The 24,137-nt window shown below is 61.6% G+C and carries 29 protein-coding genes and 1 pseudogene; 13 read left to right on the top strand and 17 right to left on the bottom strand.

The window, feature by feature from the left end; translation table 11 throughout:
• Positions 1-113 precede the first annotated feature (113 nt).
• Entirely contained in the window at positions 114-626 is a 513-nt protein-coding gene (gene fae, locus ASF32_RS04255) for a formaldehyde-activating enzyme (RefSeq protein ID WP_018043473.1), read from the top strand.
• A gap of 153 nt (positions 627-779) precedes the next feature.
• Here fae and ASF32_RS04260 read toward each other — a convergent pair whose 3' ends face one another.
• On the bottom strand, positions 780-1,463 hold the full coding sequence (locus ASF32_RS04260; protein WP_056423982.1) for a HisA/HisF-related TIM barrel protein: 684 nt from the start codon (positions 1,461-1,463) through the stop codon (positions 780-782).
• A 27-nt stretch (positions 1,464-1,490) separates the two neighbouring features.
• On the opposite strand from ASF32_RS04260, the gene ASF32_RS04265 reads away from it, so the two are divergent.
• Complete coding sequence (locus tag ASF32_RS04265) at positions 1,491-2,552, top strand: hydantoinase/oxoprolinase family protein (protein ID WP_056424498.1); 1,062 nt, start codon at positions 1,491-1,493, stop codon at positions 2,550-2,552.
• An 18-nt stretch (positions 2,553-2,570) separates the two neighbouring features.
• Complete coding sequence (locus ASF32_RS04270) at positions 2,571-2,771, top strand: hypothetical protein (RefSeq protein ID WP_056423983.1); 201 nt, start codon at positions 2,571-2,573, stop codon at positions 2,769-2,771.
• A gap of 13 nt (positions 2,772-2,784) precedes the next feature.
• Here ASF32_RS04270 and ruvX read toward each other — a convergent pair whose 3' ends face one another.
• The 4 genes from ruvX to ASF32_RS04290 form a co-directional block, all read right to left on the bottom strand.
• Positions 2,785-3,285: a Holliday junction resolvase RuvX gene (ruvX, locus tag ASF32_RS04275; protein ID WP_018043477.1), complete on the bottom strand. Its 501-nt coding sequence runs from the start codon at positions 3,283-3,285 to the stop codon at positions 2,785-2,787.
• Positions 3,282-3,821: an SMI1/KNR4 family protein gene (locus tag ASF32_RS04280; protein ID WP_056423985.1), complete on the bottom strand. Its 540-nt coding sequence runs from the start codon at positions 3,819-3,821 to the stop codon at positions 3,282-3,284. The genes ruvX and ASF32_RS04280 overlap by 4 nt, the downstream gene beginning before the upstream one ends.
• 177 nt (positions 3,822-3,998) lie before the next feature.
• Positions 3,999-4,877, bottom strand: a complete 879-nt coding sequence (locus tag ASF32_RS04285) for a transporter (RefSeq protein ID WP_082470448.1) — start codon at positions 4,875-4,877, stop codon at positions 3,999-4,001.
• Between the two features lie 101 nt (positions 4,878-4,978).
• On the bottom strand, positions 4,979-6,379 hold the full coding sequence (locus ASF32_RS04290; protein ID WP_210166855.1) for an amino acid permease: 1,401 nt from the start codon (positions 6,377-6,379) through the stop codon (positions 4,979-4,981).
• Between the two features lie 709 nt (positions 6,380-7,088).
• On the opposite strand from ASF32_RS04290, the pseudogene ASF32_RS26300 reads away from it, so the two are divergent.
• The 3 genes and pseudogenes from ASF32_RS26300 to ASF32_RS04305 form a co-directional block, all read left to right on the top strand.
• Positions 7,089-7,344: pseudogene (locus ASF32_RS26300) on the top strand (transcriptional regulator); the annotation flags it as partial.
• Positions 7,345-7,538: 194 nt separating this feature from the next.
• On the top strand, positions 7,539-9,227 hold the full coding sequence (locus ASF32_RS04300) for an MCP four helix bundle domain-containing protein (RefSeq protein WP_056423990.1): 1,689 nt from the start codon (positions 7,539-7,541) through the stop codon (positions 9,225-9,227).
• 493 nt (positions 9,228-9,720) lie between these two features.
• Positions 9,721-10,101 (top strand): hypothetical protein, encoded by a 381-nt coding sequence (locus tag ASF32_RS04305; RefSeq protein ID WP_056423993.1) that lies wholly within the window; start codon positions 9,721-9,723, stop codon positions 10,099-10,101.
• Here ASF32_RS04305 and ASF32_RS24325 read toward each other — a convergent pair.
• The gene (locus ASF32_RS24325) at positions 10,005-10,256 is read right to left on the bottom strand and encodes a DUF4113 domain-containing protein (protein WP_348271045.1); all 252 of its coding nucleotides are present in this window, start codon (positions 10,254-10,256) and stop codon (positions 10,005-10,007) included. The genes ASF32_RS04305 and ASF32_RS24325 overlap by 97 nt on opposite strands.
• Positions 10,257-10,509: 253 nt before the next feature.
• Between ASF32_RS24325 and ASF32_RS04310 the strand changes: the two genes are divergently transcribed.
• The 4 genes from ASF32_RS04310 to ASF32_RS25105 all read left to right on the top strand — a co-directional run bounded on the left by ASF32_RS04310 (position 10,510) and on the right by ASF32_RS25105 (position 12,718).
• Entirely contained in the window at positions 10,510-11,043 is a 534-nt protein-coding gene (locus ASF32_RS04310; RefSeq protein ID WP_056424505.1) for a MucR family transcriptional regulator, read from the top strand.
• A gap of 573 nt (positions 11,044-11,616) precedes the next feature.
• Complete coding sequence (locus ASF32_RS04315) at positions 11,617-11,841, top strand: hypothetical protein (protein ID WP_156467678.1); 225 nt, start codon at positions 11,617-11,619, stop codon at positions 11,839-11,841.
• A 477-nt stretch (positions 11,842-12,318) separates the two neighbouring features.
• Positions 12,319-12,540: a hypothetical protein gene (locus ASF32_RS04320; protein WP_056423996.1), complete on the top strand. Its 222-nt coding sequence runs from the start codon at positions 12,319-12,321 to the stop codon at positions 12,538-12,540.
• Between the two features lie 25 nt (positions 12,541-12,565).
• Entirely contained in the window at positions 12,566-12,718 is a 153-nt protein-coding gene (locus ASF32_RS25105; protein WP_156467679.1) for a hypothetical protein, read from the top strand.
• A 70-nt stretch (positions 12,719-12,788) separates the two neighbouring features.
• On the opposite strand, the gene ASF32_RS25110 is transcribed toward ASF32_RS25105, so the two are convergent.
• The gene (locus tag ASF32_RS25110) at positions 12,789-14,756 is read right to left on the bottom strand and encodes a calcium-binding protein (protein ID WP_162239885.1); all 1,968 of its coding nucleotides are present in this window, start codon (positions 14,754-14,756) and stop codon (positions 12,789-12,791) included.
• 547 nt (positions 14,757-15,303) lie between these two features.
• On the opposite strand from ASF32_RS25110, the gene ASF32_RS25115 reads away from it, so the two are divergent.
• Together ASF32_RS25115 and ASF32_RS25120 are read left to right on the top strand one after the other, a co-directional pair.
• Positions 15,304-15,567 (top strand): hypothetical protein, encoded by a 264-nt coding sequence (locus ASF32_RS25115; protein WP_156467681.1) that lies wholly within the window; start codon positions 15,304-15,306, stop codon positions 15,565-15,567.
• 171 nt (positions 15,568-15,738) lie between these two features.
• Entirely contained in the window at positions 15,739-16,287 is a 549-nt protein-coding gene (locus ASF32_RS25120) for a hypothetical protein (RefSeq protein ID WP_156467682.1), read from the top strand.
• A 17-nt stretch (positions 16,288-16,304) separates the two neighbouring features.
• On the opposite strand, the gene ASF32_RS25125 is transcribed toward ASF32_RS25120, so the two are convergent.
• Both ASF32_RS25125 and ASF32_RS25130 read right to left on the bottom strand, forming a co-directional pair.
• Positions 16,305-16,535, bottom strand: coding sequence for a hypothetical protein (locus tag ASF32_RS25125; protein WP_156467683.1), 231 nt, complete (start codon positions 16,533-16,535; stop codon positions 16,305-16,307).
• Positions 16,536-16,938: 403 nt separating this feature from the next.
• Positions 16,939-18,318: a calcium-binding protein gene (locus tag ASF32_RS25130; protein ID WP_156467684.1), complete on the bottom strand. Its 1,380-nt coding sequence runs from the start codon at positions 18,316-18,318 to the stop codon at positions 16,939-16,941.
• Positions 18,319-18,487: 169 nt separating this feature from the next.
• Between ASF32_RS25130 and ASF32_RS25135 the strand changes: the two genes are divergently transcribed.
• Positions 18,488-18,634, top strand: a complete 147-nt coding sequence (locus ASF32_RS25135; protein ID WP_156467685.1) for a hypothetical protein — start codon at positions 18,488-18,490, stop codon at positions 18,632-18,634.
• A 236-nt stretch (positions 18,635-18,870) separates the two neighbouring features.
• Here ASF32_RS25135 and ASF32_RS04350 read toward each other — a convergent pair whose 3' ends face one another.
• The 8 genes from ASF32_RS04350 to ASF32_RS04385 form a co-directional block, all read right to left on the bottom strand.
• Complete coding sequence (locus tag ASF32_RS04350; RefSeq protein WP_056424009.1) at positions 18,871-19,224, bottom strand: hypothetical protein; 354 nt, start codon at positions 19,222-19,224, stop codon at positions 18,871-18,873.
• Positions 19,221-19,634 carry a type II toxin-antitoxin system antitoxin SocA domain-containing protein gene (locus tag ASF32_RS04355; RefSeq protein WP_162239886.1) on the bottom strand — a complete coding sequence of 138 codons (414 nt, stop codon included), beginning with the start codon at positions 19,632-19,634 and terminating at the stop codon, positions 19,221-19,223. The genes ASF32_RS04350 and ASF32_RS04355 overlap by 4 nt, the downstream gene beginning before the upstream one ends.
• Positions 19,635-19,852: 218 nt before the next feature.
• Positions 19,853-20,311, bottom strand: a complete 459-nt coding sequence (locus ASF32_RS04360; RefSeq protein WP_056424013.1) for a hypothetical protein — start codon at positions 20,309-20,311, stop codon at positions 19,853-19,855.
• Positions 20,311-20,778, bottom strand: coding sequence for a hypothetical protein (locus ASF32_RS25140; RefSeq protein ID WP_056424014.1), 468 nt, complete (start codon positions 20,776-20,778; stop codon positions 20,311-20,313). The genes ASF32_RS04360 and ASF32_RS25140 overlap by 1 nt, the downstream gene beginning before the upstream one ends.
• Before the next feature lie 41 nt (positions 20,779-20,819).
• The gene (locus ASF32_RS04370; RefSeq protein ID WP_056424016.1) at positions 20,820-21,326 is read right to left on the bottom strand and encodes a hypothetical protein; all 507 of its coding nucleotides are present in this window, start codon (positions 21,324-21,326) and stop codon (positions 20,820-20,822) included.
• 353 nt (positions 21,327-21,679) lie between these two features.
• Entirely contained in the window at positions 21,680-21,823 is a 144-nt protein-coding gene (locus ASF32_RS25145) for a hypothetical protein (protein ID WP_156467686.1), read from the bottom strand.
• Positions 21,823-22,521, bottom strand: coding sequence for a TIGR02594 family protein (locus ASF32_RS04375; RefSeq protein ID WP_056424018.1), 699 nt, complete (start codon positions 22,519-22,521; stop codon positions 21,823-21,825). The genes ASF32_RS25145 and ASF32_RS04375 overlap by 1 nt, the downstream gene beginning before the upstream one ends.
• A 1,199-nt stretch (positions 22,522-23,720) precedes the next feature.
• Positions 23,721-24,092, bottom strand: a complete 372-nt coding sequence (locus tag ASF32_RS04385) for a PadR family transcriptional regulator (RefSeq protein ID WP_056424022.1) — start codon at positions 24,090-24,092, stop codon at positions 23,721-23,723.
• Between the last annotated feature and the right edge of the window lie 45 nt (positions 24,093-24,137).

The following is a 24,137-nucleotide window of genomic DNA, read 5'->3' on the forward strand; positions in this document are numbered from 1 at the left end:
GGGCAAACCGGTCCGGTCCTCATGGGACTGGACGCCGTGAACAAGGATGGCTTTCGGCCGCGCCAAACTACGGGGCGGTCATGCTTTTTCAAGACTCCTGGGAGAAACCCCACATGGCGAAGATCAACAAAGTTCTGGTCGGCGAGGCTCTCGTCGGCGATGGCAACGAGGTCGCCCACATCGATCTCATCATCGGACCGCGCGGTTCGCCGGCCGAGACGGCTTTCTGCAACGGCCTCGTGAACAACAAGCACGGCTTCACCAGCCTGCTCGCGGTCATCGCGCCGAACCTGCCCTGCAAGCCGAACACCCTGATGTTCAACAAGGTCACCATCAACGACGCCCGTCAGGCCGTCCAGATGTTCGGCCCCGCCCAGTACGGCGTTGCCAAGGCCGTGCAGGACGCCGTTGCCGAAGGCATCATCCCCGCTGACGAAGCCGACGACCTGTTCATCCTGGTCGGCGTGTTCATTCACTGGGAAGCTGCCGACGACGCCAAGATCCAGAAGTACAACTACGACGCCGTGAAGCTGTCGATCCAGCGCGCCGTCAAGGGCGAGCCCACCGCTGCCTACGCCACCGAGCAGCGCAACTCCGCTTCGCACCCCTTCGCGTCGAACGCTTAGATCGGGGACAGTCCTGGGCAGAGCGCGCCTCCGCCCGCACCGCGGGGCCTGCTCCAGCGACTGGCTTCCATCTTCCTCGGACGATGAAACATGAAACGAGGCGGCTCCGGCCGCCTCGTTTTTTTATGGGCTCGACACTCTTGGATCGCCCCTCTACCGCCGCAGCGTCCCGTCGTGGATCGCGGTGGCCACCAGGGCGCCCGTGACGCCGATCTCCTCCAGCGCGGCGACATCCCCCGGTCCGCGCACGCCGCCCGCCGCGTAGAGCCGCGTCGCGGGGCTGACCCTGCGGATCTCGGACAGGCGGTCGAGATCCGGCCCGGTCCCCGCGCCGACACGGCTCAGGGTCATCACGATGACCTCGGAAGGCCAGTGCGCCGGCTCGTCATGGAGTTCCGCCGGCCCCATCCTCTCGGCCCCCCGGCTGTCGAGGGAGAAGACCGCGCGGTCGCCCAGCGCCTGCACCAAGCCGGCATCGTGCTGGCTCTCGCTACCGATCACCGGGCGGCCCAACCCCTCCGCCAGGAACGCATCGACGCCGGCGGCCCCTGAGAATCCCGCATCGACCCAAAGCTGTACGCCCGGACAGGCGAGAGCGACCTTCGTGAGACTGCCGAGATCCGGAGGCCTGCCATCGATGATCGCATCGAGATCGGCGACATAGAGGATGCGCGCGGCAATCGCGTCCGCGAGACCCCGCGCGACCTCCCCGGGCGACGATCCCTTTGCCAAGGGCGTCACGATCGGGGCATAGGAGTCGCGATCCCCGGCCCTGGCCCGCACCACCTCTCCGTGGCGCAGGTCGATCACCGGAACGATCCGAAACCCGTCCTTCATCGCGTTCCTCCCTGTACGGACTTGCCCGTGACATCTGCCGCATCCACGCACAACCCGGTGATCGGCTGGGATCTCGGAGGGGTCCATGTCAAGGCGGCCCTGGTTCGGGGCGGCCGGGTCGAGGCGGTGGTGCAGGCGCCCTGCCGTCTCTGGCGCGGCCTTCCCGCCCTCGACGAGACGTTTTCGCAGCTGCCGGATTGGGCGCGCGGCGAGGCCGAACACGTCGTCACCATGACGGGAGAACTCACCGACTGCTTCTCCGACCGCACCGATGGCGTGGCGCAGCTCTCTGCCTGGGCGAGCGCGAATCTTGCCGGTTCGGTGCGGATTTATGGTGGCCGGGCCGGGCTCCTCGCGCCCGGCGAGGCGAGGGGCGCCGCCATCGACGTGGCCTCGGCGAACTGGCACGCCACGGCGGCCCTGGCTGGCCGCCACGCGGCGAACGCGCTCCTCGTCGATATCGGCTCCACCACGGCCGACCTGATCCCCATCGTGGACGGCCACCCCGCCGCCACCGGTTACAGCGACGCCGAGCGCCTGGAGACGGGCGAGCTGGTCTATTCCGGCGTGGTGCGCACGCCCGTCCTCGCCTTCACCGCCTCCGCGCCGTTCAAGGGCCGACGCACGGGCCTGATGGCCGAGACCTTCGCCACCACGGCCGACGTCTACCGTCTCACCGGCGATCTGCCCGAGGGGGCCGACCAGCAGCACAGCGCCGACATGAAGGGCAAATCGATCCCAGAGACCGAGATCCGCCTCGCCCGTATGATCGGCCGCGACCATGCGGAGGGAGGCTCAGCGGATTGGCGCGCTCTCGCGGCGCATTTCGCCGAATGTCAGCTCCGTCCCCTCCACGATGCGGCGGCGATCCTGCTCTCGCGCCCCGACATCGCGGCGGATGCACCTCTGATCGTCTGCGGGGCGGGGCGATTCCTGGCAGAGCGGCTGGCCCGGCGCCTGGGACGCCCGGCAGTGGCGCTCACCGACCTCATCGCGCCGTCGCTCGCGGAGGAGGGCGCCGACTGGGCCTCCACCTGCGGCCCGGCCGTGGCGGTGGCCTTGCTGGCCGCCGAAACCATCCAACACTGAACCGAACGGGAGACCCGCATGAGCGCCACGCACAAACTCGCCCGTATCCTCGCCACGCGCTCCGGCGCGGGAATCGAGCTCGCCCTCGCCACCGAGAGTGGCCAGACCCTCAAGGTGCTGGCGAGCCAGGACCAGATCGACATGCTGGTGGACGAGTTGGAGGACATCCTCAATTCGCCGGCTGAGCCCGGAGACGACGAGCCGCCGGCGGCGGCGTGAAGCGCCGCTCCCCTCAGTAGGCGTCGCGCTCCTCGCGCTCCTCGTCCCCTAGCAGCCCCCGGATCTGGTCGAGGCAGCCTTGGAGGATGTAGGCGGCCGCCAGCATATCGACGACCTCGCCGCGCTTGGCCCGAGAGGCATCCGCCGCGATCAGGGCCCGCGTCACTGCCGCCGTGGACAGGCGCTCGTCGCAGAAGAGCACCGGCAGGTCGAGCAGGGGCTTCATGTTGCGCACGAAGGAGCGCGTGGCCTGGACGCGCGGCCCTTCGCTACCGTCCATGTTGAGGGGCAGCCCCATGACGAGGCCGCCGACCTGGTGAGCCTCGCACAGGAGGCGCAGGCGCGCGACGTCGGGGGTGAACTTCACCCGGCGGATGGTCTCGAGCGGCGAGGCGATCTGCCGGCCCACATCCGAGAGGGCGAGCCCGATCGTCTTGGTGCCGAGGTCGATCCCGATGAGGCGTCGGCCGCCTGCAGACGCCGCGACGAACGCCCGGACCTCGTCTTCCGTCACGAGACCTGGCCCAGGAAAGTGGAGGGCAGGGGCTCCGCGCCCATGCCGAGAATGCCGCGCACGGCGGGGCCCTGAACCCGTCGCATGAGGTCGGGAAGGTCGCTCCCCCCGAACCGCACCGATTCGAGATCGGCACCCATCACCCAGATCTCGTATTCCCGGAGCCCGGCCTCGTCGGCGCCGACGGCCACGTCCCAGAACAGGAACTCGCCCGCTTCGGTCTCACCGAAGAAACAGGCGCGCTCGACCACGCTCGGATCGTCCCCCTCGATATCGAAACGATGGCCCTCCCGCATCTCGATCACGGAGGCGATGCTGTGCGCGATCAGTTCCGAGCGGGTCACGAGGTCCGCGCTCTCGGTGGAACTCGGAACCGCGATGCGGATGGAACCGCAGGCGAGCCCTGCGCCGCATTCGAGGCAGAAGCTGCGGTAGCTTTCCGGCAGCGGGAAACCGAGTTCGGCCTCGGCACGGTCGAGATCGGCCGGATCGGCTTTCGGCCCGGCAGTGAATTCGGTGAACACCGTCTGCCACATGATGTCTGTCCTCGACGCGCTAGACCCTACTCCGGAGGGAATAGCCGCGTGGGACGTAAATGCGCCAGACGTCCACGAAGGATTCCTCGACGTGACGCCGCTGGGTTCGCTCGATCCCGTTCCCTAGCTCGACGCCATGCCTTGCCCGGGCCGCGACCAGGAACCCAGCGCGTCCTCTCATGCGCCCCGAGGCGAGATCGCGATGGTCAGCCACAGATTCCATCCGGCCGGGCGGTTCTCCGCTTCGAACTCGCGGTAGAATTTGAGATTGAGGTACCCTTGGGCGTCGCCTACCGGAAACAGGTAGCCGACCTGGGGTCCCGCCGCGAAGACCCTGCCCTTGAACGGGCCAAATGTAGCGCCGCGTCCGCGATCGCCGGTCACCTGCTGATAGACGTAGCCGACCAGCCCGAGCTGGTATTGGTCGCCGATGAACTTCGACGCCGAGAAGTCGATATGTGCGTCGATACCGTTCTGATACTGTGTCTTGGTATTCTCGAAATTATACGTCATGCCGGCGACGGCCGAGAGTTCGTAGCCCAAGTCCTTATCGTAATAGGTGTAGCCGAAACCGGCGTCCTGGCCCCAATGCCCGATGCCGAAATTGGCCAGGCGTGATGAGTTGTAGGTGCCGGACGGGACGTTCGTGAGGGTATAGACGAGGTAGTTGTGATTTCCGGCGCTCCAGCGCATCGAAGCGGCTGGCGTCAGGTCCATGATTCCAACCCGGGAATCGTTCCTCACATCGGTGATGTCGACGGCCATCCCGCCGAATGCGCCGAACAGGCTGAGGGACAATTGCCCGTCGAGCACCGGCGTTGGGAGGGAATAGGTGATGCCCGCATAAGCGAGGTCCGCCCTCTCGGAGACGTTCTGAACTCTTGCGGTCGAGTGGTAGTAGGTCAGGCTCGTCGACCATCCCGGCATGCCCGGCACCGCCGCCATGCTGGCGAAGGAGCCGGCCAGATACAGGTTCGCTCCCCCTTCATCCGCCCGTGCCGGAGCGGTGAGGAAGGTCGCCGTGATGGAGGCCAGCAACGCAGCCAGCACGTGCATGGTCCTGATTCTGGTCGCTGACTTTGCCACGGCGCTCACTTTCTGGTTGTCCCGAAGCGAAAGAGTCGCCGGACGCACATCTCGGTCGGTCGGTTGTGGCGTCACGATGTGGGCAGCGAGACCGTGGGCAGAGTGGCCGTGGGCGGTTCGACCTGAAGGACCGTGCGATTGAACCTGAGAAGGTAGAGAAAATAGACGCCGCCCGTGACGAGCAGCCCCACCACGATCAAGTCGGGGACCAAAGCTGCATCGGGCGTGACCAGCACGAACAGCGCGCCCATCAGCCAGACGAGGGCGATGACGGCGACGGGTACCTCGAAAGCGCCCAGGTCGAAGGCGCCGACCCGTCGGTCGAGCTTCTTTCGCACGGCCAGATAGAGAATGACCGTGACGCCGTAGCTGAGGATCGGCAGGATCGTGGATGCCGTGATCAATTGCAGAAGCGCCTCGCCCGGAAGCGCAAGCATGAGAAGTATGCCCCCGACGAGGACCAGGATCGTCGCCGGAATCGGCGTCTGCGTCCGCGGGTGGACCTGGCTCATCAGACCCGACGCGGGAAAGCGGCCGTCCCGCGACATCGCGTAGACCAGCCGTGCCGCGGTCGCCATCACGACCATTCCGCAGGCGAAGAAGGCGAATGTCACCGCGGCCATCATGATCGTCTTCATCATGGAGCCGAACTGGTCGTGCAGGATCTCGGCCACCGGCGAGTCGCTCAGGGTGATCCGCTGGACATCCGGAATGGCGACGGTGAGCGCGATCAGGAAAAGCAGCCCCAGCACACCCGCAGCGACGACGGATCCGACGATGGCGCGAGGAACGCTGCGAAACGGGTCCTTGGCCTCCTCGGCGACATTGGCCGCGGCGTCGAAGCCCACGAGGGTGGAGAGGCCCATCAGCATGGCGAGCATCAGGCCCCCGCCGACCTTGAAATAATCGGGGTCGGCGGCGGCCGTCCCGCGGGAGGTCAAGTTGGCGAAGGAGCCCATCCCGTTCATTGCGATCGCGATCGGTAGAAGGATCACGAGCAGGATGACGATCATCACCTCGATGCCGACGGCGGTCCCGTTGATCAGGCCGACGAGGCGCGTGGACACGATGGTCAGCACGGCCTGGACCAGCAGGATCGCCAAGGTGATCCACCGGGCCGTCTGCTCGTCGGGCGCCATGCCGAGCAAGGGCATGAGCGCCTGACTGGCGAGTGCGTTGTCCACCGCCACCACGCCGATGCCGAGGTAACAGAAGCTCAAGAGACCGAACCACCAGCCGATTGCCGGATTGGCGAGGCGCGACGCCCATTGATAGGACGAGCCCGTCAGGGGAATGCGGGCCGCGAACTGTGCGATGACGAGGGCGACGAAGGTCTGCCCGATCGCCACGATCGCCCAGAGCCAGATCCCGACCGGGCCTGCACTGCGAAGGACGTCGTCGAAGGTACCGAAGATCCCGACGGCTACCGAAATGAAGGCAAAGGAAACGGCGAAGACTTGAAACGAACCCAAAGTTCGCTTCAGTTCCTGGCGGTAGCCCCCAAGCTCTGCGGAGGTTTCTTCCCCACGCAGCCCATGCGGAAACTGTTCCATGATCACCTGCCGCCCCTCGCAGCGATGATTTGCCCCCACCGCATGCTTTGGCGTTAAGCGAAAAAGCGTCCCTCAACAATTGAGAAATTGGCGCGGTCACAGTGCTGGTAAGTGTCTAGCAGCCCACAGCTTTGATAGAAACGACAAACACGGCATTCGATCTCTGAATATTCAGACACACCGAATCTCAGAACGGCAGCTTTTCCCGATTAAATCGCCACCGCACAAAGACCATCCATGACTTACAGGACGGAGTCTGAGCTCTATCTGGCAGCACAGGTCGTCTGGTTCTCACCAGAAGAGTCATATCCGACCGGATATGGTCTGGCCGGATACGACTCCCGGTTGTTGTCGTGACGCGTCTTGTTTCGACGAGCCGGTTTCCGCGTCGTGGGAATGCGCTCTTATTGGCAGAGGCTGGGAAGCTGTGCCGACCGTCCCATGAGACGGAGCGTCAAGACAATCCGACGGGCCGCGTATCGCCCGGCCTCGGCGACGGCATCGCCGGGGCGAACATGCAGTTGCTTGCCGCCTCGCTCATCCGACGATTCGTGTCGAGCCGGCACCCTCGTTCGAATCCGTTTGGATTGAATGTGCCGGGCGGCTCATGCGGGGACGCCGTTGGCATGAGGAATATGTGCTGACGGCAGCAGGGCGCGACTTCCTCCCCGTCCTGATGATGGGAGCCTGGGCGCAGCGGAACCGCGGCGTCGATCTCGCTCGCTTCGTCGACGATACGACGGGCCTGGAGATCGAGCCCATTGTCGTCGACGGGGGTGTCGGGGACGTCGCTCGGAAGCCGGCCCATCCGGATGAGCGCAGCGAAACCGAGCGGCGATGCCGCCGATGTTCCCAGTCACGAAGCCGATCGATCTCCACGGTAAGGTTGGGCGGCACGCGGACGGCATCCGCAAGGCCATAGGTATAGCGCTCCTGCTACGGCCCCCGCCTATTGGCTCAGGGATGTCGAGCGCCGCTTGGTATTCGCAACACCAATAGGTGTTCGTTTAACGATTCCCAATAATGATCCCTGCACGGCTGCCTATGGATTCTTGAGTGGCAGCGTTCGGAGATCATCGTGTCTTTCCAAAATCTTTCCATCCGCACGAAGCTGGTTGCGGCCTTCTTGATCCTGACCCTCCTTACCGTCGGGCTGGGCGTGCTTGGCCTGCTCGGGACACAACGCATGCGCGAGCAGGCGCTCAAGATCGAGACCAACTGGCTGCCGAGCGTACGTATTCTCGGTGAGATCGATACACTCACAGCGCGGACGAGCGCGCTCGTTCTCCGGCACACGCAGGCCACCGACCCGGCACTGGTCGCCAGTATCGAGAAGGATATGGAGCGTTTCGGCAAGAAGCTCGACGAGAAGAAGGCCGCCTACGAACCGATGATCGCCTCACCGGAGGAGAAGACCCTTTACGAAACGTTCACCCGTGAAGCCGGAAACTTCGAGGCGGTGCGCCGGTCCATTCTCGATCTCTCGCGCGCCGGTCAGAAGGCACAGGCCTACGACCTCTATGAGCAGAAAGGCATCATTCCGCGCCGCGCGGCCTCGGCGGCTCTCGATAAGCTGGTCGCGATGAATAACGAAGGGGCCAGCGCCGCCGAGACGGACAGCAAGGCCGTGTTCGAGACGACGCGTGCCTGGGGGATCGGTGCCATCGCGCTCAGCCTCGTCATCTCAGCGCTCTCGGCGGCATTGATCGTTCGCGGGGTCACGCGCGGCATCGGATCGGTGGTTCAGCCGATGCAGGCCCTCGCGGCCGGCGACCTTTCGGTGACGATCCCGCATCAGGGCGCCCGGACCGAGATCGGCACCATCGCCGACGCGGTGCAGGTGTTCAAGGACGGGTTGATCAGGATGCGGGCCCTCGAGGAGGAGACGGTCCTGGCGCGGGCCGGGGCGGAGGCACAGCGCAAGGCGGCCATGAAGGCCATGGCCGACCGTTTCGAGGACGCGGTCGGGGGCATCATCTCCATGGTCACGAGTTCGGCCACCGAGCTGCAGGCAACCGCGCAGAGCATGGCCGGCACCGCGACCCAGACCGCCAACCAGACCACGAGCGTCGCGGCGGCGGCGGAAGAGGCCGCCTCCAACGTCAACACCGTCGCGGCGGCGGCCGAGGAACTCGGCTCGTCTGTTCTCGAGATCGGGCGCCAGGTGAGCACCTCCGCCACGATGGCGCAGAGTGCCGTTCAGGAAGCGGCCGAGACCGCGGAACTGGTCCAGCAACTGAACACGGCGGTGTCCCGCATCGGCGACGTCGTGACGATGATCACCTCGATCGCCGGCCAGACCAACCTGCTGGCGCTCAACGCCACCATCGAAGCAGCACGAGCCGGCGAGGCGGGGCGAGGGTTCGCGGTCGTGGCGGCCGAGGTCAAGGAACTGGCCAACCAGACGGCGCGGGCTACGCAGGAGATCGGGGAGCACATCAACCAGATCCAGGGCTCCACTGACCGTGCCGTGTCGGCGATCGGCAGCATCGCCGCACGCATCCAGGACATCAGCGGCGTCGCGACGACGATTGCGGCCGCGGTCGAAGAACAAGGAGCGGCGACCCAGGAGATCGTGCGCAATGTGGCCCAGGCCGCGATGGGCACGAGCGAGGTGACGAGCAACATCTCGGGCGTGGCGGGAGCGGCCGAAGAGACAGGAGCGGCAGCAAGCCAGGTTCTCGGCGCCGCTTCGGATCTGTCGCGTCAATCCGAACACCTGAACGCCGAGGTCGACAGGTTCCTGGCCACCGTGCGCGCGGCCTGACGCAACCGATCACGAGGGTGGGGCGACGTTCCGGAGCCCCACCCGGAGAGCGGGGTACCCAGGCGGACTTCAAGTCCACCTCTGCATCAGGTGGCCATCCGAACTGCCGGACGAAGAGGAGGCATCGCCTCGACCAGCACCACCTGCGCTGCGGTTTGTAACCGCACCGGCCCCGAACCGCATCGTCGTTCCGTCGACAGGCCACCGCAAGACGAACCGGCAACGGGTGGTAACCCGCTTTGGCAATTGCAACGCGTTCATGCCCTCCGTAGTTAAGGATTTCTTTAGGCTAAGTCCTTGATTTCACAGACAGTCGTTCCCGTACGTTACGTGCTTCCAGGATGATGCGTTCCTGGCGTCGTGAACAAAAAAGCCCGGCGCGGAGTAATCCGGCCGGGCTTCCACCGCCCCATCACTGCATGTGGCTCCCTAGTCATAGCGACTCGCGTCACGCTCCCCTATCCCGTCCGGCCCATCACAGCCGCCGGGCCTCATGTCAGCATCCCCAGCCTCCAAGATCGAACCGAACTCGCCCCAGGCTTGGCGTGAAGCCTTCCTCCACATGAAGCCAAGCGTGGTGCCCTGCCCAGGCCTAACGCCCGTCAGCTGGCAGGCAGTTCACGCGGCGTCCCTGGACTTCCTCGACAAGTATGCCGACGAGGCCGGCCGGCTTGGCTGGACGACGTTGCAGCTTTTTGGCGTCCATCCTGACCTGGGCGTGATCCGCTCCGACTTCTGCGGGGCCATGGTCCTGAGTGGCGACCTCGTGACTGAGGTTCATCCCGACTTCATCCGCTTCGCGCGGACGCGGTATTTTCGGAACGTGCCCGGCCGGCCGATTGGCGCGGTGCCGATCTGGGCGAAGAGGCGGTAGGCCCTGGCTGTCGGCAATTCTGACACTCGCGTCGTGTAACGCGGGCAACGCATCTCGAACTTCGTCGACCACGTCCGCTTCTTTTCCAGGCCCGCCTGGGCCGGCACGATAGCACCGCGACCGAAGCGCCGATTGCACTCGTCCATCGCCGTCATCAGTGGAGCGCTGCGCTCGCGGTGGAGCTAATCGATAAGGGCGCGAGAGCCCTCTTCCGGCAGCGCAAAAGCGGTCGCGATGACGCCGGCCTTGCTGAAGCGCCGTGCCATGTCGATTTCCGCAGCTCTGACCGGAGTTGATCGCTTCAGGGAGCCGCTATCCAACAAGCTACGTGAGTTCTGTTCGTTGGAAGTGTTGTGTTTCGTACCAAGCTTACTCTATGGGGCGTCTACGGTCCTCAGAGAGAATGCTATGGCTGACAGCACCCGAGATTTTCAGGCAAACTACATCGAACTCGCAGCCGACATCGTCGCCGCCTACGTCTCCAACAACTCGGTTCCAGTCGGATCATTGGCCGACTTGCTGAGCAGCGTGCACGCCGCCATCAGCGGCCTTTCCAGCGGTGGATCTAGCGCGCTGGAGGCGGACAAAATCCAGAAGGCAACGCCGGCTCAGATCAAGAAGTCGATCACGCCAGACCACCTCATCAGCTTCGAGGATGGCAAGCCCTACAGGACGATGAAGCGGCATCTAACGCTCCGCGGTCTGACCCCGGAGACTTATCGCGCGAAGCATGGCCTGCCTGCCGATTACCCGATGACCTCAGCCGGCTACTCGGCTGCAAGGTCTGCCCTGGCCAAGCAACTCGGTCTCGGGCAGCAGCGTAATGGTGCGGCCAAGGCGAAGGCTGTCGCGCCGGAAGAGGCCGTCGTTGAAAAGGCTACCCCCGTCCCAGAAAAGCCCAAGAAGGCCGCTCGGCCTCGCAAGACTGGCACTGCCAAATAACCCAGGCCATAAAAGCGGGTCGGGCCAACGTTCGCGGCGCGTACCCGACCCGTCGCTCCTCCGAATGACGGTTGAGGCGGGTCGTAGGGCAACACGGGCTGGTTCCGCTGGTCGGTTACGACAGCAGTGGCGCAATCCGCGCGCAGTATCTAAGTTTTAAAATCTGACGGAATTAATCCGGCCTAGGAGCAGTCACGCGGCCGTGGCATGGTGCGAAGATGAACGAGACGTCGATCCACCCATACACTATCGAGATCCTACCGCCGAAGGCGGAGGGTGGTTCTTATCAGTGGGCGCTTCGCAAGAATGGGAAGCTTGTCCAACGCTCAGATCGCAGCTTGCCATCGGAAGCCAAGGCTCACGAGAATGCCTTGGCAACGGTCGAGAAGCTGCTTTCGGGAGCGGGAGAGCGATAACATCGCCTGACTTATGAAGCGTAATGCCCCAAGGGGCGGCAATGACCTATGGGCAATTCCATACGTAACGGCTAAGGTTGCTCATCACCGGCCTCTACCCTTGGCTCCGATGACTGAGAGAGTCGTGCGCTCCCGCCTCCACTAGGAGAGCGATGCGATGCCCGACACACTTGGATCCCGCATGGATGCCCTTAGCGAGCGACGGCCCTCTGCCTATCGCGTGCTACTTCTTGCAAAGACCGGAGCTGTGATTGGCATGGTTCGCATCTCCGTTCAGGATGATGACGAAGCCATCGAACGCGCAAAGGCGATGGTAGACGGTCACGCGGTCGAGCTCTGGGACGGACTGAGGTTTATTGAGTTGTTCCGGCCCGTCGATTAGGGGGCGGTCGTGTCGGGCGGCGCCACCGGAGGGTACTCGTAGTTCGGCTTGAGAGACGAGATTTTGCGGAGGATTTCCCTCGACTCCCTTAGAAGCGCGCGGCTCTGCGCTACTTCTGCACGAATGTCGCGACTCAATTGCGTCGTGTAGCGAATAAGATCCTGAGTTGACTCGGGAGCGTGGTTTTCTGCCGGATCAAGGACGTTGAACATAAGCTTACCAGATTGGCGCGTAGGTAAAGCCCCAGCGATCTGATTACCGATGCGCGAGTTCTTTCCTTCGGAAGCCAGTTTTATGACGCCATACGTCGTCAGGCGCACTCACCTGAGTTGGGATTGCCGAGATTTTCCAAGCCCCAAACACAAACGGCATCACCTGAGATGCTGCAGCCGTCTATGCTTTCGGGGAAGCGTAGCTTAGCGGCCGCTGAGCTGCCCTTCCCCGCCCTGACGGCGGCCGGGCTTTAGGAGAAGACGGATGGACGAGAAACAGGAAAACGGCGCTGGTGACGCCTCCGACGTAAGAGATGATCTGTATGCCAGCATCATCCGACGCGCGGCCGGTGGGACGCAGGCTCATGTGATTGCCGCCGGTATAGCCATGGCGTTGCACGACATCGCCAGGACCGGGGCGGAAGGGAGCGGTATCGTCGCTATGGTGGCCGACGCGATTGAGAGGTGGGACCCGCGTCAAGGTTAAGCCCGGTGGGCTGGGAGGAGGAGCGGTGAACCTGTACGTGGGTGCGATCATGGCTTCGATCGCCGTAGTCTACATCGGCCTGCTGGTCTTCGCGCTCCTCAGCGACCTGCCATGGCTACTCGTGACGTTGGCACTGCTCGCCGTTTATGGATTTACGCCCCGACGCTGGTTCGATTGAAAACGAAAAACCCGCCGCGGCGGGAGCCGGGCGGGCTTCGATGAGACTGCGTTCGGCGTCCGGCCCTGAACTAGACCGCCCAGTCGTGATGAACCAGCGCCGTAGGCTGCGTCCCGAAATCGAAGTCGCCTTCCTGCACGCTCGATACGCCGCGCAGCACGAACTTGATGGCCGGATCCACCCCATCGAACGTGACCAGAGTGTCCTTCCCATTCACCACACGAATATTTACGTCGAGGAAGCTATCGACGAGGGCGGACACGTCGAGGTGATCGCTTCCAGACTGGAAATTGTAGACGTTGTCCTGGCCGATATCGGCACCGAATACGAACGTATCCGAACCAGCGCCGCCATAGAGGCGATCGCCGCCTTCGCCGCCGTCCATCGTCGCGCCACCTGCGCTTGCCCTGATGGTGTCGATGCCATTATCGCCAAACAGCACCGCGTATCCGCTTCCGCCTCTGATGACGTCATCACCGGCGCCACCATTGACCGTGTCAGTGCCCTTGCCTGAAAAGATGGTGTCAGCGCCCTGCGTGCCTGTGATCGCCGAGGACGCGCCAATCATGCTCTGTGATGAGATGCTCACACCCGATGTGATGGCCGACAGGTCGAGCGACGCTCCCTTGGAGACATAGACCGACTCGATGCTATCGAAAGTGTCGCCGGTGAATGTGAACGTGTCCGAGCTTTGCAGCAGTAGCTTGTCGGTGCCCCCACCGCCATGAACGCTCGATCCACCGCCCGTAATGATCAGGTAATCGTCGCCAAGGCCGCCGTCGAGGGTATCTCCGCCGCCACCGCCGCGCAGAATGTTGGCGAAGTCATCTCCCGTCAGACTGTCGGCAAGGCTGCTCCCTGTGACGTTCGCTACCCCAAACAACAAATCGCCAGCCGCGTCGCCGTCGCTATTAATCCCCGTTGCGAGATTAACTGTGACGCCTTCCGCGGAATGTTCGTAGGTTACGATGTCGCTGGCATCAGCAGTGATATAGTCCGCACCTGCGCCGCCTTCGACGACGTTGCGGCTGATATCGGTATCTGCAGAAATTCTATCATCCCCAGAACCGCCTCTGGCGTTTTCGATGCCATACCAAAGATCGCCATCAGCATCGCCGAGAACGCCGTATCCATCATCCTGACCGAAAAGCCCAATTTGCAACCCGACCGTCGAGTGCTCGAAGCTGATCGTGTCAATGCCAGCGCCGCCGTAGATGGTATCTGCTCCACCACGACCTTCAAGGACGTCATTGCCGGCGCCACCTGATAATGTGTTCGCGCTAGCATCACCAGTAAGGGTATCGGTGTACGCACTTCCGAGGAGATTTGAGATATCTACCAGCCGGTCGCCAGAAGCATCGCCTGCATCCGTCGCGGCCTGGATGCCGAGAGCCAAGCTCAAATCGGCAATGACGCCTGAAGCAGAATGCTCGTAGCTGGCGGTGTCACCTACGCCAACACCTCCAATGTAATCGGCCCCCCTCCCACCTTCGAGGACATTGGCCGCCCCATTGCCAATCAGCTCGTCGTCAAAATCCCCACCCCGCACATTCTCGATGTCGATATAGCTATCGCCCGCAGCTTCACCCTGATTGTTCTGAGGCGCCACCAACGCGACCAAGACACGTGCTGCCGCATGCTCGTAGCTTGCCGTGTCGATACCCGTACCACCATCCAGGTCGTCGCCCCCTGCGCCACCCTCAAGCACGTCGTTGCCCGCGCCGCCATCGAGGATATCGTAGTTTGAACCCGCCCGTAGGCTATCGCCTAGGCTGCCGCCTGTGAGAAAGACAAAGCCGGTTTTATCGGAGAAATCGACGCCGATGCCGGCGATCGAAGGCTGCAGCAGTGACGCCCCACTCGCCACTCGCAAAAGACTTCCACCCGCACTGCCTGATACGTAATACTCGTCATATCCGTTCGAGACACCTACCGCCCTATAAGCCTCGTCAGAAAAATCAATTCCCGAAGAGGTTGTGGCGCCTTCGCTATTATTCGGGTCGTAACTGCTGCCTAGGGTGTATCGGATCGTGCTCATCGCTGACCTAACTCTGGCCCGGTGGAAAGGGCTGGTCGATGGTCCGGCCAGCATTGAATTGGGCACATCTAGCAGGAATTCTTGAATGCTTTGTAGGGCATTGCCCTACAAGGTACTGAAATGTACCAAGCTGTCAGAAGGGCGTCCCATCGACCCTAAGCGGAACCACTGTCTTCCGCGTCAGCGACCACAGGTATTGATAGACAAGGTTTAAGGCGTGGGCCGGCACAATCAGGTAGCTAGCGTCCCTGGCCCGGCAAAAAGAAAACCCGCCGCGGCGTGAGCCGGGCGGGCGAGTCGCGTTGAGACCCTCGGTTTGAAGATCACAAGCTAAGACGGTCTGGGGAGAAGGTTTCATCCGCCGGACTCAAGCGAAATCGGCCCCGCCCAGCCGAAGCTGAACGAGGCGTGATGAGATGAGGATAAACGACCTCCACACCAGGCCGACCGAATGGTACCATTAATGCCACGGCTCGGAGATGGCGACAGCCCCTGTCCAGCGTCGCAAGCGCGACGACGCCCTCTAGTAAAGCAGGAAGGAGATGCAATGGAAAATTGGAAAGATGGTGTGGACCCTGCAGTCTTCCGCCTTAACAACGGCAAAGATGACATGGTGCTCCTGATTGAAGATATATCTGCAATGCTCCCAAATGGCGGTAGCACATTGCTGAAAAAGGGGTCGCAGTATCGTGCCGGCATGAGTGGCGGGTTTCTCTACTGTCACCTTGGAGGCAACAAATACAATGAAGCCGCCATATTGCCCACTGACTTAGCGAAAGTTCAAATCTCACGAAATTTGACTGTGGTGTGAGACGAAAAACCCGCCGCGGCGTGAGCCGGGCGGGTTTGTAGAAACGTAGGTTGGGCATCCCCACTTATGGCGAGCTCGGAGATTCACCGATGGGATGATGACCTAGGGCACTTGCGCGAACGATCACGGCTGAAGCATTCTCCCATGTGAATTACGGCTACCGGATGAGTCATGTTCAGTCCAGACCAGCAATTTGTGTACGACATTGATGATTTGAAGGCCATTCAACAAAATCCTACTGTGAGAAACTTATTGGCCGCTTCTGCAATATTGAGGCGACTTCTTATTGATGCCACACCATTAATGCATAGAGTCGCCCGGCCACGCGGCACAAAAGTGCGCTTCAAAATATTGAAATTTGATGCCAATGAAGAGTTTCCAGGCGGCGTTGGCAAGCCAATTATGCATTACTCGAGTCCATCAGGCCTATTAAACGAGAATAATTCCCACATGGTCGTTCTAGATCAATTTTTGGCCTATGCCATATTGGCATTTAGGGATAAATCTGCGTCCGTCAAAGATCTAATATTATACGCGGCACATAATGCAGGAGGGGTTCACTACGACCCCCCGGGCGTCGGTCATAAATATTCGTTCTTGTCGGAAAATGGAGAGCGATTCTTTATGTACGATCAGCCTATATCAATATCGCCGTTACGTGATGTTATTGAAGCCGTTCTAGTGGCTACTGAAAATCTATACCAATCCGTAAGGGTCTGATTAAATAAAAGTGCTTATCAGAGTATTTTTTGAATAATCAAATCCTCAGAGGGGACCCATATAGCTTCTATTTCCCAATCCCTTGGCAGGGAAAAGGCGATTTGCCCGGCGTATGGACCTTCCTCAATCTGCCAAAGCGCGTGAAATTCACCCTCTTTCCCGATGCAATCAATAGCACCCGGCTTTAAGTTGCCGAACTGTCTCGGGGAAAATTTTGCCGTTACCTTTGGCATATCTGTAATGTCCATTAGGCATCTCCGTTGGGAGCATACTATGCCGACGAGAGCCTGCATTCTGCCACCAAGCCAAGTCGCTTACGAGAGATTTCGCACAGCGGATATTAATGCCTTGCGACACAGCAAAAAACCCCGCTCCAGCTTTCGCCGGGCGGGGCCAAAATGCCTACGTCATCAAATGCCAAAGCGTAGCGTTGTGGCCAACGGCGCCGCATCCCCCATTTGGGGTAGGCCGAACGAAATCGGCCCCGCCCAGCCCAAGCTGAACGAGGCCATTCGCGGCACCAATGCAGGGAGAGCCGCCAGTACGTAAGGAATCCTTACCAACTGCCCGACCGTCCGGGTAAACAAAAAACCCGCCGCGGCGTGAGCCGGGCGGGCTTCGATGAGACTGCGTTCGGCGTCCGGCAGTAAGCTAGATAGCCCAGTCGTGATGAGCCAGGGCCGTCGGCTGCGTCCCAAAATCGAAGTCGCCTTCCTGGACGCTCGATACCCCACGCAGCACGAACTTGATGGCCGGATCCACCCCATCGAACGTGACCAGGGTGTCCTTCCCATTCACCACACGAATATTCACATCGAGGAAGCTATCGATGATGGCGGAAACGTCCAGGTGATCGCTTCCAGACTGGAAATTGTAGACGTTGTCCTGGCCGATATCCGCTCCGAACACGAACGTGTCCGAAGCTGCGCCGCCATAGAGGCGATCGCCGCCCTCGCCGCCGTCCATCGTCGCGCCGCCTGCGCCGGCCCTGATGGTGTCGATGCCGTCATCGCCGAACAGAAGCGCGTATCCGCTTCCGCCCTTGATGGTGTCGTTGCCCGCACCACCATGGATCAGGTCGGTGCCCTTGCCCGCACTGATAGTGTCGGCGCCCATTGTGCCCGTGATGGCTACCGAGGTACCGATCGCGCTCTGCGAAGTGATGCTCACACCCGAGGTGACGGCCGACAGGTCGAGGGTCGCGCCTTTGGCGACGTAGACTGCCTCGATGCCATCGAACGTCGCGTTGATGAACGTGAAGGAGTCCGCGCCTTGCAACAGAAGCTTGTCGCTACCTCTGCCACCATGAACGCTCGATCCACCGTCGGTGATGATCAATTGGTCGTTGCCGTCGTCGCCATTGAGGGTATCAGCGCCGCCCATGCCACGCAGGGTGTCGTTGCCTTCCCGGCCCGTCAGGACGTTGGCTGCCGCATTTCCTGTAAGAGTATCGGCGCCGTAGCCGCCGATCAAATTGCTGATGTTGTACAGGATATCGCCGTTCGCATCCTGAGCGCTGACTTGTGCAGCATTCCCCAATCCAAGATTAACGGTTACTCCAGCAGAAGTATCCCAATATACCGCGGTGTTGATTCCATTGCCTCCGTCAATAACGTCAGCGCCTCTTCCGCCCTCTATGATGTCGTTACCATCAAAGCCGTTCAGGTGGTCGTTGCCGTCATAGCCATATAAAGCATCATCTCCTGAGCCTGAATAAATGTAATCGCCAAGAAGTCCGCCAGTAATATATATATTTGTAGAAATGTCAGAGTAATCTAAGCTAAATCCGGTCGACTCAAAATAAAGCTCATTGCCAGCACTGTCTGATAACACACGCCGGCCTTCAGAGCTAAATTCCATAAGAACGTCTCGATAGCTTGGCTCAACAGTTCTCCCCTCTACATCAGAGGCATCTCCCGAACTGTAGGTGCTTAAATTTCCATTGTATGGATAAGATTTATAATATCCTTGGGAAGAAATAGAATCTGCAGGGTTATAGTCTTGATTTTTAGTATAACGGAATGAGCTCATAATATTAGCTTTCCTGCACCGTGAGCTGAGCAGCGTTAACCTGCGAATGCTTCGGGCTGCGTTCCTCTAAGCAGATTCCAACTTTTTTAGGGCATAAACCAGCCTCAAACTGTTATTAGCGATGCATAGGATGTAGCCGAAGAGACGCGATCTGTTTGGTGTGCTAAAAATGCCAGAAGTTAGCACTAGAGCTTTCGTCTCACTCATCCCACCCCATCCGGCACTCAGCCAGACCCCGCCGCAGTGCCTCGACCTCGGCATGAAGCTCGCCGGCATCCACGGCCAACTCGACACGCTGGCCCTGCGCTTCGGCTAGCTGGCTGCGTAGCTCGCCATTCTCGGCTGCTGGGGCGATGAGGATGGGATCGTCGAGAACAGCTGGGCGCGCATATTCCAATCAAGTCGTCGCTATCGCGACTGCCCCTCGAAGGCCCAGAGACATGAAAAAAACCCGCCGCAGCGGGAGCCGGGCGGGTCAGTTGTTGAGAAAAGCATGAGGGAGGACAAGCTCCCTCAACGCCATGCATGGGGCGTGCCGGGGGTTAGGTGCCTTTAACTCTGCCCGAAAACGTAGGCCAGAGCAGCTGCAGCAGCGGCAAAAGAGCGTTCGGCTGATCGCCCCCAAAACTCGCTTTGATCATTCTGGCACCAAGCCGCGACTAGGCAGCCGACACCGATAAGGAGAGAAACTGCGAGGAAGAAAGCGGCGAGGTTCAGTGCCGAGTGACGCTCCCCACCAATGAACCGTCCTAGCCAGCCAAGATCTGCCGCCCGCAGAGCTCGTTCCTGAATGAAGCTGCGCTGCTGCATCCTCTCCTCAGGCGAGGAGAAAATCAGCATTTCCTCTTCCGACGTAGGGTCCTTATCGAGGGTGACGGTTTTGCCCCCGTTCTTCCAGGGCATCATACCGGTTGCAGCGCCTTCGCTTCAGCCTCGAAAAACTTCTTCACGTCCTCGTCGGGCAATTCGTAGTGCTTGGGGACCTGGAAATTGCAACGCTCGGCGACGTTTCGCCAAGGCGTGCCCGGCGCGTGCGTCATGTCGGAGAGCGTAAGGCCCGAGTGCTGACCATAACGGTTCCACACCCAATCGATTAGATCGAGGTATGCTGGGTTATCTATCTGCGGAGGCGGTTCGTTGAACTGCACCTTCTCGGGCTGCGTGATCGCCCGCGAGCCGTGGTGAGACAGAGCTGCATAGAGTGAGCCGAAAACTGGACCGAATTTCCACACCTGCGGTCGCTCTGTCAGGAACGGCTCAGGATCAAACGCCAGCCACCAGCCATGCGCGAAATAGCAGAGCTTCTGCACCTTCATGTGCGTGATTGTGCCCTGGCCGCCGAACCTTGCAATGAAGGTGTTGGCGACGGCTAGCGGTGACTGTTTTGGCCCTCGGCTCATGCTGATACGGTCGATCCGTCCGTTCGTAACGGAAGCTTTCGCCCGGGTGTAGCAACGTCCACCCCTCCGGGGAAGAGGAATGCACGACGCCCAAAATCGAGAGAGATCGCCGAGCCGTCGACATACGACCAGCATCAGAACGGCGTCCCCTCAATCTTGAACCGGATCACGGTCTCATCCCTCGTCAGCGGCCATAGGTACTGATGGACGAGGTTGCAGGCGTAGACTGGCACCGCTCGATAGCTGGCGTCACCGGCCTCGAAGTAGCTGGGTACGTCCTCGACGAAAGTGATGACGTGCTCACCCAGTCCGCGCGGGGGGCGCTCGTAATCGACATCGGACAGCCACTTCCGGTGCGTGTGAGCGTCGTAGAGGACGCGGTCGACGTGGCCTCGGCAGTCTCGCAGGTACTTCACGGTCTGCCGGATGATGAGCTTGCCGCCGGGCTTCACGACGGGCGTCAGCACCTCCGTGCGGCCGACCTCGACAGGGATGTGCCGGTCGGCGAGCCAGTAGCAGAGGAAGGTCGCCGGGATGACGATGGCCGCGCAGATGATCCCGAGGCAGATATAGCCGAAGATGCGCAGGCCCATCAGCCACCTCTGATTATTTTGAAGAGATCGAACCCGCCCTTCGTCAGCGCGATCACGCCGCCGATAAAAGCAGCGGTAGTTCCGCAGACCCACATGAGCACCTTGGCTGCGGTGCGGGACGACGAGACGAACTCGACGACACCGTCCATGCTTGCCAGCTCTTTCGGGCTCTTGCCGGACACCCAAGCGACCGTTTCCGGACGAAGGGCGATCAGCGTTTCCAGTCGCGAAACATCGTCTGCGCTGAGCGAGGCGAACCACACGATGAGATGCGGATGCGGGGTGAAGGATGATGCCTCGACGGCGCGTGGTGTCCTGTAGCCGCCGGACGGGACGAACGGCCCCAACTCGCACTCCGCTTCAGGGTCCGGGTACATCGCTCGGACTCCGCGCTTTGGCTGTTCGCGATACTGGCCCTGGATGTCGCGCCATTCGTCAGCCGTGAACCGTCTCTCTTCGGGAGCCATTGCATCTCACTGCTGCCGGGGACCACCGGGGCGCTCGCCGTCTACTTCTTCGGCAGGGTCGAGAGGATCGGGGCGAGCGTGTTCGCCTCGTTCGCCTCATCATCAAGGTTGAGCTTGCGGAATACGATCTTAGCGAGCCCCTGAGGGCCGCCGGCAGCCTCCATGGCCTTCGCTGGAGCGTTGTCGATGCCGTACTGCACCGCCTTGGCGATGACGGCCGAGCCGACGTTCACCGACACCTTGCCCTCCTTCACCGCGCCGGGGATGGCATTGATGCCGAACTCGGTGACGGCGTTGCCCAGCTGCTCGACGCGGCGCTGTGTGAAGAACAGACCGACCATCGGGTAGGTCCGCCGAAGCGCCTGGATGACGTAGCCGGCCACGACCGGGACGACGGCGGTCAGAAGGATTTCGCGTAGGAGAGCGATCCACGGAGCGGCCGAGAACTCGACGGCGGTCGTCGGCACGGTCGCGACGACTTCAGCGGCATGAACGACAGAGACGGCACAGGCGAACGCCAGCGCCGCGAGCAGAAGCTTACGGGTCATGATGGTCTCACGATGTGGGAGGGGGTGCGCGGCGGGACCGGCCGGGCGCGGCGGATGCCCAACTTGGGCATGTGGGAGCAAAAGAAACTCCCGGCTTCACATTTTAATTCATTAACGATATGGGTATGAAATTATAATTCCAATAAACGACGGGGTGGATGTGGAAAATTTTATTGCTAACTTAGCGGCCTATCTGCCTTCTGGGTTGCCATTGTATTTACTTGTAATTGCGTGCGCATTTATAGCTTTCGTCGCCATCAAAAGGTATGTAGCGGGGATGATTGTGCGAATGTTTGAGGAATAGGCTTGGCAGTCGTTCCGCCGGACTTCAGGTCCGACTAGGACGCATGTCGTCAGCGGCGGCGCGAGAGGTAGGCCCAGATGGCTCGCCCAAGCCGCGCCCAGGGCGACGGGTTCTCTGGATAGCGAACCGGAGGAAGCGGCTGGCTGGCCTTGCGAGGCGCGGGCGGCCAGATCGGGCGGTGATCGTCGTTCATCAGGCTTCCGACACGCCGGAGCGCGCCCCTGCGATGGTGGTGGGGAGCGTGGTCGAGGACGGGATCGGGACATCAGCGGGCCAGCGGTAGGCGGTGATCTCGGAGCGCTTGAACGCCGCGACGGTCACCGCATCGCTCTGGTTTCCACCGAGGCCGAACACCGTGTCCTTGTTGGCGCCGACGACGAAGAAGACGTGCCCCTGCCATGAGGAGTTGCCGCGCTTCTTCGTGGCGATGCAGCCGAGGATCGGGGCCTTCAGGCCGACGCCCCAGGACTCGTAGGATCGCGCTGCAAGGCTACCTGAGGGCTTCCGGCCGGCGCGGTGGAGCATCGCCCCCACCAGAGCAGCGCACCAGGCAACAGCATCGTCTTTGATGCCCGAGAAGCCAGCGTCCGCGAAGTAGCGGATCACCTTCGGGTTGTTCGACTTGCCGATGCCTTCGACGGTGCCAACCTCATCGCCCGCTAGGGTGAGCCAAGCGGGCTGATCCGGCTCGGCCTTCTTCTCGGTCACGTCGACGGAGCCGAGGGCCTTCTGCGTCAGCGGGCCGGCGATGCCGTCGGCGACGAGGCCCGCCGCACGCTGGAAAGCTGTGACGGCTGCAATGGTCTTCGGCCCGGCATCGCCATCGACGCCTGCGGGGCCGAGGTCATACCCACGCGCCAAGAGAGCGCGCTGAATTTCAGCAACGGTCATTGCATTTCTCCAGTTACCAAGAAATTAAGGACACAATCCGCGAGGGGCGGGCCGGTCAGGGAGCGGTGAAGCGGATGACGGAGGAAGCGTTGGCCGCGCTCATTACAGGCCTGATGGCCGGACTACTGGCCGCAATGGCCGCGATGTACGGACCCGGCTTTGGGATCTGAACGTGGCGACCGGGCGGCTCGGGAGAACGAGAAACGCAGGGGCCCGACGCAGGTGAAAGACGGCGCGAAGACATCAGGGATAGTTAGCGGCGTCGTTTCACCGGCATGACACCTTGTGAGGCGGCAGCGGGTCGGGGAGTTATCCTCCAGGTCGGTCCCCGGCCCGCCTTTTATCCTACCGCTGGCGTTATGGCCGGACTGCGGGGCGCTTTATAGCGATCTGCTTGCTGTTGAGTCCGCCACAGCCTTAACCATGCCGTGTCGTGCCCTGGGAATAGCCCACTTGGGTGATAGTCGCCGCATTTGTTAATGCTTAATGATCTGACCGCAAATTCTCAGCGGACGGGTTTTCGAATGAGCTTCATGGTTTCGGCGACTTGGCGAGGGGTGGGTATTCATAACCGCATCGAAGCATATGACGATGCTGTTATGCTTGCTGCTTTGCGACGCGCCAAAGGAGCACGCGACGTCAAAGTTCTACGACTCCGGAGTCCTGCCGCTGTTGCTGCGGCTGGCCATGAGGTTGGGGGCACGGTCTATCGACGCTGTATCGGACGATGATAGGTGCGCAAAGGTCTCGTCAGTAACCCCCTATTCGCGGGGTGTAGTAGCTACGGTTGACGGCGACACGGCCCCTGCTATTCCGCCACGTCGCCTCGTGCGCTCCCTCAACAAGCAAGCGAGGTGACAGCGGGTCGGGTGTTCGTCCAGGACATCCGGCCCGTTTTTGTGGGCTACGACCCTGGCGCCGGCATCGAGTCCCGACTGAGGTGCGTGCCGGCTTAGGCTCCAGTCGCCCGCCGCCATCACGATGGCAGGCACGCCCATCTCAGTTCTCACGATGTCAGGGGTTGCGCGGCGCGTCCCTTGCCTGTCACCCGCGTGTTCCGAGTGGCATGGGGGGGCGCTGACGATGAGGCCAACGAAGGCCGAGGCGGCATTCGCCATTGGGTTGATGGCCGGACTACTCGTGACGATAGCCGTCAGGTACGGTCCAGGCTTCGTGTTCTGAGCGGGGTGGGCTTGTGGTCAGCGCCGTTCTGGGCGGAAGAACAGCCAGCGCCCGAGCTTCACCCACAGCGGCGGGGTATATTCTCGCTGGTTCAGAGGCACGTCGGCGAGGCGCTGAGCGCCTTCTTCTGTCAGCGCGTAAAGGCGAGGGCGCGGGCCACCGGGCGAGGCGGCAACGCCCCACTTGCTATGGATCAGCCGGGCAATCTCAAGCCGTGCCAGCGCCGGGTAGAGGCTGCCGGTGCCGATGCCGCTCCTCTCGCCTATCCTGTTGCCCGCGCCTTCGGAGGTGAACTCCCTCGTAAGGACGCTTAGAATAGCCGCCTCTTTCCGCGACAGGGCATTCGCCACGCGTGGCGCTACGGCCGGCTGAATTTCAGCGACGGTCATGATGGTTCTCCAGATTGTCGAGATTTAGCAGTAGGCGAGCGCTAA

The sequence above is a fragment of the Methylobacterium sp. Leaf91 genome (assembly GCF_001422815.1).
Taxonomy (GTDB): domain Bacteria; phylum Pseudomonadota; class Alphaproteobacteria; order Rhizobiales; family Beijerinckiaceae; genus Methylobacterium.